Source organism: Streptomyces sp. NPDC004732 (assembly GCF_040609235.1).
In the GTDB taxonomy this organism is placed as follows: Bacteria; Actinomycetota; Actinomycetes; order Streptomycetales; family Streptomycetaceae; genus Streptomyces.
The window spans coordinates 1-15,336 of record NZ_JBEXJR010000018.1; the positions used below are offsets into that span (position 1 = coordinate 1).

17 protein-coding genes are annotated in these 15,336 nt (G+C 72.0%); 5 read left to right on the plus strand and 12 right to left on the minus strand.

Translation table 11 applies throughout. The features are described 5' to 3' along the window. Positions 1 to 396: 396 nt before the first annotated feature. Positions 397 to 1,104 (minus strand): ANTAR domain-containing protein, encoded by a 708-nt coding sequence (locus tag ABZV77_RS37420; protein WP_356266934.1) that lies wholly within the window; start codon positions 1,102 to 1,104, stop codon positions 397 to 399. A gap of 73 nt (positions 1,105 to 1,177) precedes the next feature. Here ABZV77_RS37420 and ABZV77_RS37425 point away from each other — a divergent pair, with 73 nt between their 5' ends. Then, positions 1,178 to 2,302 carry a PAS domain-containing protein gene (locus ABZV77_RS37425; RefSeq protein ID WP_356266936.1) on the plus strand — a complete coding sequence of 375 codons (1,125 nt, stop codon included), beginning with the start codon at positions 1,178 to 1,180 and terminating at the stop codon, positions 2,300 to 2,302. 4 nt (positions 2,303 to 2,306) lie between these two features. On the opposite strand, the gene ABZV77_RS37430 is transcribed toward ABZV77_RS37425, so the two are convergent. Further along, positions 2,307 to 3,119, minus strand: a complete 813-nt coding sequence (locus tag ABZV77_RS37430) for an RNA polymerase sigma factor SigF (RefSeq protein WP_356266937.1) — start codon at positions 3,117 to 3,119, stop codon at positions 2,307 to 2,309. A 331-nt stretch (positions 3,120 to 3,450) separates the two neighbouring features. Between ABZV77_RS37430 and ABZV77_RS37435 the strand changes: the two genes are divergently transcribed. After that, entirely contained in the window at positions 3,451 to 3,882 is a 432-nt protein-coding gene (locus ABZV77_RS37435; protein ID WP_356266939.1) for a CBS domain-containing protein, read from the plus strand. Between the two features lie 3 nt (positions 3,883 to 3,885). Here ABZV77_RS37435 and ABZV77_RS37440 read toward each other — a convergent pair whose 3' ends face one another. The 3 genes from ABZV77_RS37440 to ABZV77_RS37450 form a co-directional block, all read right to left on the minus strand. Next, complete coding sequence (locus ABZV77_RS37440) at positions 3,886 to 4,902, minus strand: Ppx/GppA phosphatase family protein (protein ID WP_356266941.1); 1,017 nt, start codon at positions 4,900 to 4,902, stop codon at positions 3,886 to 3,888. 81 nt (positions 4,903 to 4,983) lie between these two features. Then, positions 4,984 to 5,562, minus strand: a complete 579-nt coding sequence (locus ABZV77_RS37445; protein ID WP_356266943.1) for a TIGR03086 family metal-binding protein — start codon at positions 5,560 to 5,562, stop codon at positions 4,984 to 4,986. Beyond that, positions 5,559 to 5,792 (minus strand): DUF6158 family protein, encoded by a 234-nt coding sequence (locus tag ABZV77_RS37450; RefSeq protein WP_356266945.1) that lies wholly within the window; start codon positions 5,790 to 5,792, stop codon positions 5,559 to 5,561. The genes ABZV77_RS37445 and ABZV77_RS37450 overlap by 4 nt, the downstream gene beginning before the upstream one ends. Positions 5,793 to 6,022: 230 nt before the next feature. Here ABZV77_RS37450 and ABZV77_RS37455 point away from each other — a divergent pair, with 230 nt between their 5' ends. Beyond that, positions 6,023 to 7,570 (plus strand): alpha/beta hydrolase, encoded by a 1,548-nt coding sequence (locus ABZV77_RS37455; protein ID WP_356266947.1) that lies wholly within the window; start codon positions 6,023 to 6,025, stop codon positions 7,568 to 7,570. A 35-nt stretch (positions 7,571 to 7,605) separates the two neighbouring features. Here ABZV77_RS37455 and ABZV77_RS37460 read toward each other — a convergent pair whose 3' ends face one another. Beyond that, positions 7,606 to 9,234, minus strand: coding sequence for an ATP-binding cassette domain-containing protein (locus ABZV77_RS37460; RefSeq protein WP_356266949.1), 1,629 nt, complete (start codon positions 9,232 to 9,234; stop codon positions 7,606 to 7,608). Between the two features lie 91 nt (positions 9,235 to 9,325). On the opposite strand from ABZV77_RS37460, the gene ABZV77_RS37465 reads away from it, so the two are divergent. Continuing rightward, positions 9,326 to 10,858, plus strand: coding sequence for a phosphatase PAP2 family protein (locus tag ABZV77_RS37465; protein WP_356267197.1), 1,533 nt, complete (start codon positions 9,326 to 9,328; stop codon positions 10,856 to 10,858). 126 nt (positions 10,859 to 10,984) lie between these two features. Then, positions 10,985 to 11,794, plus strand: coding sequence for a class I SAM-dependent methyltransferase (locus ABZV77_RS37470; protein WP_356266951.1), 810 nt, complete (start codon positions 10,985 to 10,987; stop codon positions 11,792 to 11,794). A 15-nt stretch (positions 11,795 to 11,809) separates the two neighbouring features. Here ABZV77_RS37470 and ABZV77_RS37475 read toward each other — a convergent pair whose 3' ends face one another. From ABZV77_RS37475 to ABZV77_RS37500, 6 genes are read right to left on the minus strand one after another with little or no spacing between them, the layout of a single operon-like run. Beyond that, positions 11,810 to 12,115 carry a gas vesicle protein K gene (locus ABZV77_RS37475; RefSeq protein WP_356266953.1) on the minus strand — a complete coding sequence of 102 codons (306 nt, stop codon included), beginning with the start codon at positions 12,113 to 12,115 and terminating at the stop codon, positions 11,810 to 11,812. A gap of 4 nt (positions 12,116 to 12,119) precedes the next feature. After that, positions 12,120 to 12,308, minus strand: coding sequence for a gas vesicle protein (locus ABZV77_RS37480; RefSeq protein WP_055567556.1), 189 nt, complete (start codon positions 12,306 to 12,308; stop codon positions 12,120 to 12,122). After that, entirely contained in the window at positions 12,305 to 13,156 is an 852-nt protein-coding gene (locus ABZV77_RS37485) for a GvpL/GvpF family gas vesicle protein (protein ID WP_356266955.1), read from the minus strand. The genes ABZV77_RS37480 and ABZV77_RS37485 overlap by 4 nt, the downstream gene beginning before the upstream one ends. Further along, positions 13,137 to 13,499, minus strand: a complete 363-nt coding sequence (locus ABZV77_RS37490; protein WP_356266957.1) for a gas vesicle protein — start codon at positions 13,497 to 13,499, stop codon at positions 13,137 to 13,139. Before ABZV77_RS37490 ends, ABZV77_RS37485 begins: the two co-directional genes overlap by 20 nt. After that, positions 13,496 to 14,605 carry an SRPBCC family protein gene (locus ABZV77_RS37495; protein WP_356266959.1) on the minus strand — a complete coding sequence of 370 codons (1,110 nt, stop codon included), beginning with the start codon at positions 14,603 to 14,605 and terminating at the stop codon, positions 13,496 to 13,498. Before ABZV77_RS37495 ends, ABZV77_RS37490 begins: the two co-directional genes overlap by 4 nt. Further along, positions 14,598 to 15,335, minus strand: coding sequence for a hypothetical protein (locus ABZV77_RS37500; RefSeq protein WP_356266961.1), 738 nt, complete (start codon positions 15,333 to 15,335; stop codon positions 14,598 to 14,600). Before ABZV77_RS37500 ends, ABZV77_RS37495 begins: the two co-directional genes overlap by 8 nt. Position 15,336: the final 1 nt, after the last annotated feature.

The following is a 15,336-nucleotide window of genomic DNA, read 5'->3' on the forward strand; positions in this document are numbered from 1 at the left end:
CTCGGCCCCATCGGCTACGTCTTCGCGATCATGCACCTGGTCACGCAGGGGCAGGCCGGGCTCCGGCTGGGGCGGCCCGTACCGGACGGGCCCGCGGCCCTCCGTCTCCGTCCGCCTCATCCGTACCTCCGTGCACTCGCGTGTCTCTGCCCTGGTCATGCCCCGTCGCACCGGTGCGTACCCAGGACATTCCGGGACATCTCCGTAGGCGCCTCTCACACGTTCCTGCCGCAGCCGCCTGCCGTACGTGCCCATCACAACGCGGCGCCGCCCCTCCCGCCCGCGCTGGCCCCCGCCCGGGTGAGCGTTCCGTACCGCTTGTGCGCCCGGGGGCGGGAGCGACGCGAGGGGCCCGAACCGGTCCGTGCCGACCGGTTCGGGCCCCTGTCGCAGTCCTCAGCGGGCCAGTGAGACCAGTTCGCCCTCCAGGCCGCGGCCCCGCGTCTCGACGAGCGCGGCCGCGACGTCCGCAAGCTTGCGGTTGGTGGTCTGGGAGATCCGCCGGAGCACCCCGAAGGCGGTGTCCGCGTCACACCCCAGGACGTGCATGACGATTCCGGACGCCTGGTCCACGACGGGACGCGTCCGCAGGGCCGTGGTGAGCTGGTCGAGCTCGGTGAGCGCGGCGCGGTAGTGCCGGTCGCGCACGAAGCTCGTCGTGGCGAGGTCCCCGAGCGCCTGGGCGGGCCCGCGCCCGGGATCGTCGAACGCTCCGGGACGGAAGCCGAACAGGGTCAGGGTGACGGTGAGCCCGCCGCGCTGGAAGGGCAGCGTGACGCAGGAGCGTACGCCCGCGTCGAGGGCCATCGCGCGGTACGCGGGCCACCGTTCGTCCCGCAGCAGGTCCTCGGCGTCGACGGGCGCACCCCGCTCCTCGGCGGCGGGGATGGGGCCGTCGCCGGAGCGCAGCTGCACCGAGACGAGCCCGGCGAGATCGGGGTGGGTGACGGCTATGGGGTGCTCGTCGCCGCCGTCGGACACCGTCGTGCTCGCGCCGCAGCATGCGGGGGTGCAGCGCACGGCCTGTTCGGCGAGTTCGGACAGCCTGCGGCCGGGCAGGGATGATTCAGGTCGAAGCAGGTCCGGGTCGGGCAAGGGCGCCATGACTGTTCCTCCTCTCCCCCTCGGCTTCCCGTCAGGGCCTACGGAAAACGGTCGCAGCGGTTAGGTTCGTCGCATGTCTCAAATGGAAGAGTTCGGTGAAGAGCTCGCGGATTTCGTGCGCCGCACTGCGGAGTTGAAGTCGGCCCGCTCCGTCCCTTCCGGCGACCTCGGCACCGTACTCGACGCCGCGCTCTTCGAACTCGACCACGTGGCGGCCCAGTTGTGGCCCACGTACGAGCGACTTGCCGTGAACGGCCAGTGGGACGACGCCACTTCGGACCGCGAAGAGCAGCGGCTGCTGCGGTCCCTGTTCCAGCGGATGCCGCTGCCGGTCGCACTCGTCGACAGGGAGACCGTCGTCCGGCGGATGAACTTCTCCGCCACCGGCCTGACCGGCGTCCGCGCGGGATATGCGACGGGACGGCCGCTGACCGGGTTCCTGGTGCACGCGGACCGGGTCGCGTTCCGTTCGCAGACCGCGGCGGTCGCCCGCGGCGAGGGCGACCGGAGCCTGAACGTGCACCTCCAGCAGAACCCCGGCACCCCGGTCCGCGCGACCCTCACGGCGCTGCGCCCCGGCGCCGAGCCCCGCACGGCGGTCCTCGTCGTGCTGCAGCCGACGGAGGACCGCGGGCCGCGCCGGCCGAGCGTGCAGGGGCCCGTCCCCGATCTCGGCGAGGCGACCCGGCACGCGGCCCAGCTCGACCTCATGGACGCCATGACGTCGGCGCTGCTCACCGTGGCGGACGATGACCGGGCGGGGGTCCTGGAGGCGGCGGCCGCGGTCCTGCACGGGCGGTTCGCGGACTGGGTGGTCGCCGACGAGGGCGCCGCCCGGCTGCGGCGCGCGACGGTCCTCGGACCGCCGGACGCCCCGGCCGCCGACGTCCTCGCGCAGGACCCCGCCGCTTGCCCCCTCGTCGTTGAGGCGGCACGCGGCGGGGCGGCTTCTCTGCAGGTGCGCCCGGAGGATCCGGACGCGTTCGGCAGGGACACGACCGGCGCGCACGTCCTCGTCCGCGCCGAGGTCACGTCCCTGCTCTGTGTGCCGTTGACCGCCGGCACGCACGGTCCGGTGGAGGGTGTCCTCACGCTCTTCAGGAGCGGCGCGCGGCTCGCCTTCTCGATGGCCGAGGCGCGGGCGGTCGACGTGATGTCCCGGCACATGGCGCTCGCCATGCGGCGCGGCATCCGCTGAGGCGTCAGGCCGCGTCCCGCATGACCTGGTCGCGCAGCCGGTCGCAGCAGCGGCTGATCAGCCGCGAGACGTGCATCTGCGAGATGCCCATCTCGTGGGCGATGCGGCTCTGCGTCATGTCGCCGAAGAACCGCATGTAGAGGATGGTCCGCTCGCGCTCGGGGAGCTGCGCGATGCGCGGCTTGACGGCCTCGCGGTCGACGACGACGTCGAGCGCGGGGTCGGGGCCGCCCAGGGCGTCGCTCAGCGAGTAGCCGTCCTCGCTGCCCGGCAGTTCGGCGTCCAGGGAGAGCGCGGTGAAGCTGTCGAGCGCCTCCAGACCGGCCTTCGCGTCCTCCTCGCTCATCTGCGCGTGGATGGCGATCTCGGCGGTGGTGGGGGCGCGCCCGGAGACCGTCTGGGCGAGGTCCTGGCGAGCGAACCGCACGCGGTTGCGCAGGTCCTGGACGCGGCGCGGCACGTGCAGGGTCCACATGTGGTCGCGGAAGTGCCGCTTGATCTCACCGGTGACGGTGGGGACCGCGTAGCTCTCGAACGCGGTGCCGCGCCGCGGGTCGTAGCGGTCGACGGCCTTCACCAGGCCGAGGGCCGCGACCTGCCGCAGGTCGTCGAGGGACTCACCGCGGTTGCGGAACCGCCCCGCGAGGCGTTCCGCCATGGGCAGCCAGGCCTGGACGACCTCCTGACGCAGCGTGTCCCTCTCGGGTCCCGGCGCCAGTTCGACCAGGCGGGCGAAGGCTTCCGCGGTGTCGGGGGCGTCGTCGTGCGGATGACGTTTGGGCCTCGTGGCCACTGCAGCGGTGCTGTGGGATCGCATGGTGCGTCGCAACTCCCTCATGGGTGCCTTGGGATGGACGGTCACCGTGGGAGTGCGTGCACGCCGGACCGCCACGGGCACACCCGGGGAGGCGAGCGTCACGGACGCTCCCACGGACGTGCCTCCGGTCCGAAGCACTGCTCTTCCGCCTGCCCCGCGCTCCCTGCGACAAACACGCCCGGGTTTCCCGCCGGGGCGGCCGAACACCCGGACGGGGCCACCGTTTTGTCACCTTCCCGCCGGGCGAGGCATGGCTCTGTGGCTCAGGGGTACTGCGGCCGGAGTGACCACGCCGAACACATGAAGGACGTATGCAGGAAGGGCTCAAGCCATGGCTGATTACGTAAGGGACGTCATGACGCCGGGCGTCGTGGCCGTACGCCCCGACGCCTCTCTCGTCGAGGCGGCACAGTTGATGCGCGCCCAGGACATCGGCGACGTCCTCGTCGCGTCGGAGGGCCGGGTCCTCGGCGTGCTCACCGACCGGGACATCGCGTTGCGTGCCGTGGCCGACGGCGCCGATCCGCTGACGGTGAGCGCACAGGCCGTCTGCACGCCCGATCCCGTGATGGTGACCCCCGACGACGCGGTCTCGGAAGCCATCGGCCTGATGCGCGACCACGCGGTGCGACGGCTGCCCGTCGTCGAGGACGGCCATCCGGTGGGCATGGTGAGCCTCGGCGACCTGGCGCTTTCGGAGGATCCGACGTCGGCACTCGCCGACATCAGCCGCGCGGCTCCCGACGGGAGCAACAGGGTCTGACCCTCACGTCGCGCAGGTCTCGGCGGTCAGCGGCAGCAGCATCGATCCCGTGCGGTTCGCGTCGCCCATGTGCACGTGTTCCCCGGCCCACCAGTCCGCGTCGCCGTCCTCGATGTAGCGGAGCAGGATGCCTTCGCGCAGGGCCCAGGGGCAGACGGTCACCTCTTCGATGCCGGTGAGCTTCATCGCCGTGTGGGCGACCACCGCGCCGGCGACGCTCTGCACCGCCCGCGCCGCCGAGATGCCCGGCAGCTGCGCGCGTCGTTCCGCGGGCATCCCGGCCAGCTCCTTGAGCGCCTTGCCGAGTGCGACGCGCCCCAACTGCCGCTCCACAAACGGTCCGTAGCGGCCGGGTGCGGCCCCGCACAATCTGGCCAGCTGCTGGAACGTGCGCGAGGTGGCGACGGCCGTGTGCGGCATCTCCCAGCGGATCCGGGCGGCCACGTCCCGCAGTTGGTGGCGCACCTGGCGGCGCACCGCCTTGAGGTCCTCCTCGCGCGGCGGGTCCTGGCCGTCGAAGAGGTCCCGCGTCAGCCGTCTCGCGCCGAGCGGCAGGGAGGCCGCGTAGTCGGGCAGGCGGCTGCGGCCGAAGGCCACTTCGAGGGATCCGCCGCCGATGTCGAAGAGCACCAGCGGCCCCGCGCGCCACCCCATCCACCTGCGGGCGGCGAGGAACGTCAGCTCCGCCTCGGCCTCACCCGACAACGTGCGCAGCCGGATTCCGGTCCCGGCCTCCACTGCTTCCAGCACCTCGGCCCGGTTCGGGGCGTCGCGCACGATGGAGGTGACGAAGGCGAACGGCTCGACGACCCCCCACCGCTGTGCCTCTTCCTGTACGTCGCGCACCGCGGTGACCAGTTCCCTGACCGGCTCCTCGGCGAGGCGCCCCTCCTCGTCCAGATGCTCGCCGAGCCGCAGACGTCTCTTCACCGTGTGGACCGGCAACGGCACCTGCCCGTCGGCATCCGCGACGACCAGTCGCACCGTGTTCGATCCCACATCCACCACTCCGACTCTCATGAACATCAGGTTCCCTCTGTTCGCGAGCCGAAAGATTGGCAACGCCGAGTTGTGCGGTTTCGTGGGGTCTTGTGCGGTCTGCTACACCCGGCGGCCGAGGAGGCTCAGCAGCCTCGTCCGCTCGTCGGCGCCGGCAGGCGGCTCCACCGCCCGGGCGAAGAGGCCGCTCTTCGCCAACTCGTCCGCGTACGGCGTCACTTCGCGCAGCGCAAAGTCCACGAGCTGCACGGGCAGCGTCTCGTCGGCGCCGATCGCACGGGACAGGTCCCAGGTGTGCACCACGAGGTCGGTGGTCATCTGCCCGCCGTAGAAGGGGGCGGGGGTCTCTCCGAAGGAGAGGTGGACGGTGCGGTCCAGGGCGCCCGGCTCGCGGAACGCGGCGCGGGAGGCGGCGGCCGCGGTGTCCCAGGAGGCGACCGGGTCGGGGCCGAGCATGTCGCCGTCGAAGGCGTCGCCGACGGACTGTGTGGTGGCACCGTCGCGGAGCAGCGGCGGCACCCACAGCTGTTCGGACGCGAGGTGGTTGACCAGGTCGTGCACGGTCCAGTCCGTGCAGGGGGTGGGCGCGTCCCACTGGTCGGCGCGGACGGCGTGCACGCGGTCGGTGAAGAGGTCGAGCGCCTCGCCGTGCAGTGCCAGCAGGTTCGAGTGGTCCGTCATGTGGCTGTGGTTCCCCTCTCCCGCGCGCCCGCGCGGGTTCTCCCACCGGCCACCGACCTGCGCGGGTGGCGGCGCAGGTACTCGCCTTCGAGTTGCGCCATGCGGTCGTTGTGCGCCCGCAGGGCGTCGTTCGAGCCGTGCAGCAGGGTGCTGTGGCGGGTGCGGTGGATCGTCTCCAGCTCCTTGATGAGCTGCTGGTCGTCCAGCCTGCCCGGATCGACTCCGTTCATGGATCGCTCCGATCGCTCGGTGGCCGCGCTCCCTGCTTCCCGGGTACCCGCTGGGCCCGTACTACCCAGGATGCACCGCGCACGGTCCGCGCGCGCACCGCACGGCCGAACCGGCGCGTACAGCCGCCCTGGAAATGTCCTGAAACAGCGGTGCCCCCTGGGGAGGCGGGGGGCGCTGTTTCCGCGTCAACCCGGTCGGCAGAACAATTCCGACGGGAAGGACCGCCCACGTGCCCCACTCCGTACCGAGACGCCACCGCCGCTTACCGCTCCTCGCCCTCGGTGTCACCGCCGTGCTGGCCCCCGGCCTCGCCGCGCTGCCCGCATCGGCCGCGCCCCGGCAGGACACCGAAAGCCGCCCGCTGACCCGCTTCACCGGCCAGACCCCGGACTGGAAACGGTGCGGCGCCGATACGCCCGCCGTCTACCAGTGCGCCACCATCAAGGTCCCGCTCGACTACCGCGACCCCGGCGGCACCGCCATCGACCTCGCGATATCCCGGATCCGGGCGGGCGACACGAACAAGCGCCGCGGCGTCCTGCTCTCCAACCCCGGCGGGCCCGGCGGCCCGGGGCTCGACCTGCCGCTCTACTTCACCAAAACCATGCCCAAGTCCGTGACCGACCGGTACGACCTCATCGGGTTCGACCCCCGCGGCATCGGCGCGAGCACGCCCGTCAACTGCGGGCTCACCGACGAAGAGAAGCGGTTCCCGCGCTCCTACCGGCCGTTCGGCGAGAACGTCGCCTGGGCGAAGACCGTGGCGGACAAGTGCCGCAAGGAAACGGGCCCGGCCCTTTCGCAGATGACCACGCGCAACACCGCGCGGGACATGGACGTCCTGCGGGCCGTCCTCGGCGAGAAGAAGATCTCGTACTACGGCGTCTCGTACGGAACCGCGCTCGGGGCCACCTACACACAGCTGTTCCCCCGGCGGGCCGACCGGTTCGTCCTCGACAGCGCCGTCGACCCGAAGATGATGTGGCGGAAGATGTTCCAGGTGTGGGCGCCGGAGGTCGAGCCCGCGTTCGCCCGCTGGACGCGGTGGACGGCCGCGCACTCGGCGACGTACGACCTGGGGAAGACTCCGGCCGAAGTCTCCGAGACCTTCTGGGGCCTGGTGAAGCGGGCCGACCGCGATCCGATCGACGTGGGCACGGCCAAGCTCACCGGCACCGACATCCGCGGCTTCCTGCGCCGCGAGTTCTTCACCGCCCGCAGCGCCGCCGAGCTCGTCGGCATGCTGAAGGACGCGGCCGCGGGCAAGCCGGTCCCCGACTTCCCGACCGAGCCGGAGAGCACGGACAACCTGGTGTCGGCGCTCTGGACCGTCGTGTGCGGTGACGCGCCCATGCCGCGCGATCCGGAGACGTACCGCCGCGACTCGGTCCGTGACGCCGCCCGCTACCCGCTCTTCGGGGACTTCGCCTCCAGCATCAACCCGTGTGCCTTCTGGGACCGGCCGGTGGAGCCCCTCACCAAGGTCGACAACGACGTGGACACGCTGATCGTGCAGAACGAGTGGGACTCGCAGACCCCGCTGTCGACGGCGCGCGGCATGCACCGCGCGCTGAAGGGGTCCCGGCTGCTGACCGTCGACGAGGGCGAGGGGCACGGCGTCATCTACGGCATGGCCGCGGGCCCGGCCAACCGGTGCGCCGAGGACACCGCCACGGACTACCTGGTCACCGGCAGGCTGCCCGCGAAGGACGTGACGTGCCGGGCGACGCCCGGCAGCAAGCCCACGAAGCCGGCCTCCCCGGCCTTCTTCGGCTGAGGCGGGCGGCACGGGCCGTGGCACGGGCGGCGGGTCTACCGCACGCGGTCGACCCGCCGCTCGTCCCACACCGGCTCCGGCGTCTCACGGACCCGGCCGTCGCTGCCGAAGACCAGATAGCGGTCGAAGGAGCGGGCGAACCAGCGGTCGTGGGTGACGGCGAGGACCGTGCCCTCGAAGGCTTCCAGGCCTTCCTGGAGGGCCTCGGCGGACTCCAGGTCGAGGTTGTCCGTGGGCTCGTCGAGGAGCAGGGCCGTGCAGCCCTCCAGTTCGAGCAGCAGGATCTGGAAGCGGGCCTGCTGGCCGCCGGAGAGCCGCTCGAAGTTCTGCTCGGCCTGCTGCGTCAGCTCGTACCTCCGCAGCCGGGACATCGCGGCGCCGCGGTCCTGCGCGTGCTCGCGCCACAGGATGTCCAGGAGCGGGCGGCCCATCAGCTCGGGGTGGGAGTGGGTCTGCGCGAAGTGTCCTGGCACGACGCGCGCGCCGAGCTTCCAGGTGCCGGTGTGCGCGACGGGATTTTCGGAGTCGCCCGCGAGCAGCCGCAGGAAGTGCGACTTGCCCGAGCCGTTCGAGCCGAGGACGGCGACCCGCTCGCCGAAGAAGACCTCCAGGTCGAAGGGGTTCATCAGACCGGTGAGCTCAAGGTTCTCGCAGGTCACGGCCCGGATTCCGGTCCGTCCTCCATGCAGTCGCATGGTGATGTCCTGCTCGCGCGGCGGCTCGGGCGGCGGCCCCGCCTCCTCGAACTTGCGGAGCCTGGTCTGGGCCGCGTGGTAGCGCGAGGCCATTTCGTGGCTGACGTCGGCGGCCTGGCGCAGGGTGCGGACCAGCTTCTTCAGCTGCTCGTGCTTCTCGTCCCAGCGGCGGCGCAGCTCCTCGAAGCGCGCGAAGCGTTCCTTGCGGGCCTCGTGGAACGTCCCGAAGCCGCCGCCGTGCACCCACGCGTCGGCCCCCTCGGGGCTCTGCTCGACGCTGACGATCTTCTCGGCGGCGCGGGCGAGCAGCTCCCGGTCGTGGGAGACGAACAGGACGGTCTTGCGGGTCTCCTTCAGCTGCCCTTCGAGCCAGCGCTTGCCGGGGACGTCGAGGTAGTTGTCCGGCTCGTCCAGGAGCAGCACCTCGTCGGTGCCGCGCAGCAGGGACTCCAGGACCAGGCGCTTCTGCTCACCGCCGGAGAGCGTGCGGACCTCGCGGAACTGGGCCTTGTCGTACGGCACGCCGAGCGCGGCCATGGTGCAGATGTCCCAGAGCGTCTCCGCCTCGTACCCCTGCACCTCCGCCCAGTCGGAGAGCGCCTGCGCGTACTTCATCTGGGCGGCCTCGTCGTCCACCGTCATGATCTCGTGCTCGGCGGCGTCCACGGCCTTCGCGGCCGCGCGGATCCGCGGCTGGGCGACGGAGACGAGCAGGTCGCGCACGGTGGTCTCGTCACGCACGGAGCCCACGAACTGCGGCATCACGCCGAGGCCGCCGCTCACGGTGACACTGCCGCCGTGCGGCTGGAGCTCGCCGGAGATCAGCCGGAGCAGGGTGGTCTTGCCCGCGCCGTTCGCCCCGACCAGGGCGACGACCGCGCCCTCGCCGACCCGGAAGGACACATCACCGAGCAGCGCCCGCCCGTCCGGCAAGTAGTACTCGAGGTGTGCGGCTTCCAGATGTCCCATGAGCGGGATTCTCCGTGGCCGACGGGTGCCCGGGCAAACCGTTTCCCTGTCGGGGCGGCCTGAACGGCACAGGTGGGGGTACGTGAGCGCCATGTGCGCTGACTCCCCGGACGTCTCCGGTCTCGACCTGTCCCGTCCCGCCGCCGGGCACCGCCCGGTCAAGGCCCGTCTGGTCTCCTTCGACGGCAGGCTCTTCGAAGCGGTCGCCACCCGGCACTGGCCCGGCGCCGACCGGGTGCTGCCCCGGCTCAGCCAGAGCGCCAACCACGGTGCGCTGTGGTTCGCGGTGGCCGCGGGAATCACCGCGACCAGCACCCCGCGGGCCCGGCGGGCCGCCCTGCGCGGCGTGGCCTCGCTGGCCCTGGCCTCCGCGACGATCAACACGCTGGGCAAGCGCTCGGTGCGCCGGGCGCGGCCGCTGCTCGACTCGGTGCCGTTGATACGCCAGCTCAAGCGCCAGCCGGTCACCACGTCCTTCCCCTCCGGCCACGCGGCGTCCGCCGCCGCGTTCGCGACGGGGGTGGCGCTGGAGTCACGGGCCTGGGGCGCGGCCGTGGCACCGCTCGCGACCGCCGTCGCGGTCTCCCGCATCTACACCGGGGCGCACTTCCCGAGCGATGTCCTGGTGGGCGGCGCGCTGGGCGCGGGCGCGGCGTTCGCGGTGCGCGGTCTGGTCCCGACGCGGGCGCAGCTGGCGCCGCCTGGACGGCCCCGGGTGACGGCGCCCGCGCTGCCGGGCGGCGCCGGTCTGGTCCTGGTGACCAACTCCGGGGCGGGCACCCCACAGCGCGTGAAGGCGCTCCAGGACGCGCTGCCGGAGGCGGAGGTCGTCGTCGCCGAGCCCGCCGACGTGGGCGCCGAGCTGGAGAAGGCGGCGGCCCGCGCACAGGTCCTCGGTGTGTGCGGCGGCGACGGCACGGTCAACGCAGCGGCCCGCGTCGCGCTGCACCACGGCCTGCCGCTCGCGGTGCTGCCCGGCGGCACCCTCAACCACTTCGCGTACGACCTCGGGGTCGAGGACGCCCGCGATCTGGCGGGCGCGGTGGAGGCGGGTGACGCGGTCGCCGTCGACGTCGGCCGCTTCACCGCGGACGGGTCGAAGTCCGGGGAGCCCAAGGAGGGGTACTTCCTCAACACGTTCAGCCTGGGCGTGTACCCCGAGCTGGTGCGGCAGCGCGAGCACTGGTCGCCGCGCATCGGCGGCAAACCGGCGTCGGTGCTCGCGGCGCTCAAGGTGCTGCGCTCCGACGAGCGTCCGATGGTCGCCCAGTTCCGCGGCAAGGAGCGGGCGCTGTGGCTGCTGTTCGCCGGTAACTGCACCTACCACCGGCCGGGCCTCACCCCGGGCCGCAGGCTCGACCTGGCGGACGGACTGCTCGACGTGCGCATAGTCCACGGCGGGCGCAGGCCGGGCGCCCGGCTGCTGGCCGCCGCGGTGACGGGGCCCGAGGTGCGCTCCCCCGCGCAGGCGGCCGCGCGGCTGCCCCGGCTGCGGGTGGACGGGCTCGGCGAGGGCACGGCCGTGGCGTTCGACGGTGAAGTGACGCACGTGGAGGGCTCGTTGATGATCGACAAGCTGCCGGAGGCGCTGACCGTGTACCGCCCGCTGACCGGTGTCCGCTGACCTCGGCCAGCAGGCACTGTCCACATCACGCACTGCCCACAGCACTGCCCATATATTGATACGCAGGTCTCACTATTCGGCATGGCGGCGTACGGTTCCCGTAGTCGCACACGAAGGAGCTCCGCCATGCCTGAGGAGACCGCCGTCTACACGCACGGACACCACGAGTCCGTGCTGCGTTCCCACACCTGGCGCACCGCCGCCAATTCGGCCGCCTATCTCGTCGGTTCGCTCAAGCCCCACATGGCGGTCCTCGACATCGGCTGCGGCCCCGGGACCATCACCGCCGACCTGGCGGCGCTGGTCCCGGACGGCCGGGTCACCGGCGTGGACAGCGCCCCCGGCATCCTGGACCAGGCACGCGCGCACGCCGCCGAACGCGGCCTGGACAACGTGGAGTTCGCGGTCGCCGACGTGCACGACCTCGACTATCCCGACGACTCCTTCTGTGTCGTCCACGCCCACCAGGTGCTCCAGCACGTCGGCGATCCGGTGCGGGCGCTGCGCGAGATGCGGCGGGTCTGCAAGCCCGGCGGCATCGTCGCGGTCCGCGACGCGGACTACGAGGCGATGACCTGGTACCCGCAACTGCCCGCCATGGACGACTGGCTGGACCTGTACCGGCGGGTGGCCCGCGCCAACGGCGGCGAGCCCGACGCGGGGCGCCGTCTCAAGTCCTGGGCCCTGGCGGCCGGTTTCACGGACGTCACCGCGACCGCGGACACCTGGTGCTACAGCACCGAGGAGGAGCGCGCCTGGTGGAGCGGGCTGTGGGCGGACCGCACCCTCGCCTCCGCCTACGCCGACCGCGCGCTGGAGGGCGGCCACGCCGACGCCGAGCGGCTGCACGCGGTCTCCGCGGCGTGGCGGGAGTGGGGCGCGCGCGAGGACGCGTGGTTCGCGGTACTGCACGGCGAGGTCCTCTGCCGGAAGTGACGCCTCGCTCCCTCCTCACTCCCTGGGGAGCAGCGGGCCCAGCGGCCCGAGGTCCAGATTGAGGTCCTCGGGCCGCAGCCCGTACCGGCCCCGGAGCTCGGCCATCCGGTCCTCCAGGAGCATCAGCGTGAGGCCGATCCGTTCCTCCTGGTCCTCGGTCAGCTCACCGGTGTCGAAGCGGCGCACCGCCTGCCGCTCCATCAGCTGACGGAGCAGCTCGACGATGGTCAGGACCAGTTTCACCAGGTCCCGCTCCACGGTGTCGGGGTCGAGGTTCATGCGCCCCCGGCGGTCGGTGTTCGCATCTCGGCCTGTGTTCATGGGGCTACTCCGTCTCCGGCCACGGCGCGGGCACCTGCTCGTTCACCGAACTGATCAATGCGTTCAGGTCGATGCGTACGAGATCGACGTCCGCGATCCGCAGGGTGATGTCACCCGCGATGACCACGCCGCCCGCGAGGAGCCGGTCGAGCAGATCGACCAGGGCGACTTCCCGGCGTTCGACGACGGTCATACGGAGGTGTCCTCTTCGTCGCCCGAGTCCCCCGCGTCCCCCGCGTCCCCCGTGAAGGAGTACGCCGCCCACGGCCCCGTCAGCTCCACCCGGAGGCCGCTCGTCCCGTGCTCATCGCCCTTGGTGCGGTCCACGAGCTCGACGAACTCCTCGGAGTGGGTGCGGGACACCAGATAGGCCGCGTTGAGCACGTTGCGGCCCGGCGCGCGGGACAGCTCCGAGTTCTGCGGCGCGTGCAGCCGGGAACCGTCGGCCCGCCCCGCGAGCCGCTCGTGCAGCGCCTGCGCGAAGTCCTCGGCCCGCTGCCAGTTCGCCTCCTGCGCCGTGCGCCGACTGCGCCGCCGACGCAGGTAGTCCCGCCCGGAGACGGCCCCACCGCTCTCCGCGCTCACCTCGTTGTCCACGTGGTCGCTCTCCATGTGGACCTTCACGCCCCACTCCACGCGTCCGTCGATCCGCTCCAGGACGCGGTGGAAGCGCTCAGCCCCGTCCTCCAGCATGGTGCGTACGCCGCTGTCGTCCCGGAAGACGGTCGCGAGGCGCAGGGGCAGCGGGCAGGTGACCGTGGTGAGCGCGTCGATCACACGCTGGTGCGCGCGGGCCGTCCCGGAGAGCCAGTCCAGGTCTTCGAGGTGCCCGCGCAGGGGCTTCTCCGCGAAGTCCCGCTCCGGCACCGGGCCGACCAGGGCGACCAGGTCCCCGTGGACGAGCTGGCGTGGCGGCTCGCCGCCGACCCCGGTGAGGTCGGCGGCGAGCGGTGCGGCGAGGGGGCGGCAGACCGCGTAGACGTACCGCAGGTCGTCGTGGTGCGGTCCGCCGCCGTTCGCGTCATCGTTTGCGGCGCTCACGTGTCTCCTTCTGGGCCGGCTCCAGGGCTTTCCGTTCTTCGAGCTCCGCCAGGCGCTGCCTCAACTCGGCGTTCTCCCGGGAGAGTTCGGCGCGGCGCGCCCCGGTGGAGAGCGCCGGGTCGTCCTCCCACCAGTCGATGCCCATCTCCTTGGCCTTGTCGATGGAGGCGACGATGAGGCGGAGCTTGATGGTGAGCAGTTCGATGTCGAGCAGGTTGATCTTGATGTCACCGGCGATGACGATGCCCTTGTCCAGGACGCGTTCCAGGATGTCGGCGAGGTTGGCCCCGCCACCGCCGCTACCGTACGGGCCGGGGAGCCCGCTGCCGGGGGAGGCCGTCATCGACGGTCCCGCCCACCACCGGCCGACCCGGCGTACTCGCGCTGCCTCTCGTCGTCGGCCTCGGGCTCTTCTTCGTACTCGGCCTCTTCTTCGTCGTACTCGCCCTCGGGCTCGTCCTCGGCCTCCTCCTCGGGGGCGCCCTCCTCGGCCTCCTCCTCTTCCTCGTACTCCTCCGCAGGCTCGCCCTCGTCGCCCTCGTCGCCCTCGTCGTACTCGTCGTACTCGGACTCCGGCTCGTCCTCCGGGTGCTCCTCATCGGACTCGTACTCGCCCTCGGATTCCTCGGCCACCGCGTCCTCGTGGCTGACGACGACCTCGCCGTCGCGGATCTCTCCGCGCCAGCCGTCGCTCGCCTCGCCGCGCAGCGTGATGTGCCGGGCGAAGTGCTTGAGGTCCAGACGGGCCCTGCGGCCCTGGGCGCGCCAGATGTTGCCGGTCTTCTCGAAGAGGCCCTTCGGGTAGTACTCGATGATCAGCAGCACCCGGGTGAGGTTCTCGGCGAGCGAGTGGAAGGTGACGACTCCCTTCGTCGTCCCCTTGCCGCCCTCGGAGGTCCAGGTGATGCGCTGGTCCGGCACCTGCTCGGTGGTGTGCGCCTTCCAACTGCGGTTGGACCAGAAGACCTTGAGCTTCCAGTCGGAGTCCGTGTCGCTCGCCACGGTGGCGCCCTTGACGCCCTTGGCGAAGGTGGAGAACTCCTGGTACTGGGTCCACTGGTCGTACGCCTCGCGCAGCGGGACGCCGACGTCGACGTACTCCAGGATGACGGTGGGCTTCTGGCCCGCGCCGCCCTTCTTGCGCTTGCCGCCGAGGCCCTTGAAGGCGTCGGTGACCTTGTCCTTCAGGTGGCTGCCGCCGAGTTCCAGCGCGCTGCGCACCGGGCCCTTGCCCTCGGCGACCTTCTTGCCCGCCTGGGCCGCCAGTTTGCCGAAGCCGGGGCTCTTGCCCTCCGCGATGTCGTTCAGCTTGACGGTCGCACCGCCGAGCCGGTGACCGACGCCGACGAGCATGCGCTCGGCCTGCGCCATGAGGTAGGCCTGCGCCTCCTCCTTCAGGCGGTCGGCGGCCGGGCTGTGCGTGATGTTGCTCAGCTGCGATTCAGCCATGGTCGCTGCCTCCCTTCGTCCTGCCGCCGCCCGATCGGGCCGACGAGGTGGCCCTGCGGGCGGTGCCTCCGGCGGCAGCGGCCGTGCTCTTCCGGGCCGTCTTCTGCGCGGTCTTCTTGGCCGGGGCCTTCTTCGCGGCCGCCTTCGGGGCGGGCTTCGAGGCGGGCTTCGCTCCCGTCTTCGGTGCGGCCCTCTTCGCCGGTGGCTTCTTGCGCTGCCCGGACCGCTCGGAGCGGGGCCCGGAACCGCTCCCGGACGCGGAATCGGAATCGGACGTGGACTCGGAATCGGACGTGGACTCCTCGCCCTCGTCCTCGCCGACCTCGTCCTCGTTGCGGCCCTCGGCCTCCTCCTCGTCGTCCTTGCCGACGACGCTCTTCACACCCTTGACGTCCTTGACGTCGTCCGGCACCACACCTGATATGCGGTCCTGGACGCCGAGGGTGCGGTCGTGCAGACGGTCGGCGAGGCCGTCGAGCTGCCGGGTGAGGAGGGATCCGGTGGCGGCCTTGCCCACGCCCCTCAAGTCCTGGCGCAGTTGGTCGCCGATCTCCTTGAACTGCGGATTGTTCTCCAGTTGCTGGGTCACCAGCTGACCCAGCGCCTTCGGGCTCAGATTGAGCCGCTTGCCCGCCACCATGCTGCCGACGGCGAACGCGAATTTGGCCTTCTTCGTGCGTCCGAGGACGTATCCCGCGCCCACGGCCAGGCCCACTGCTAGTCGGTTCATG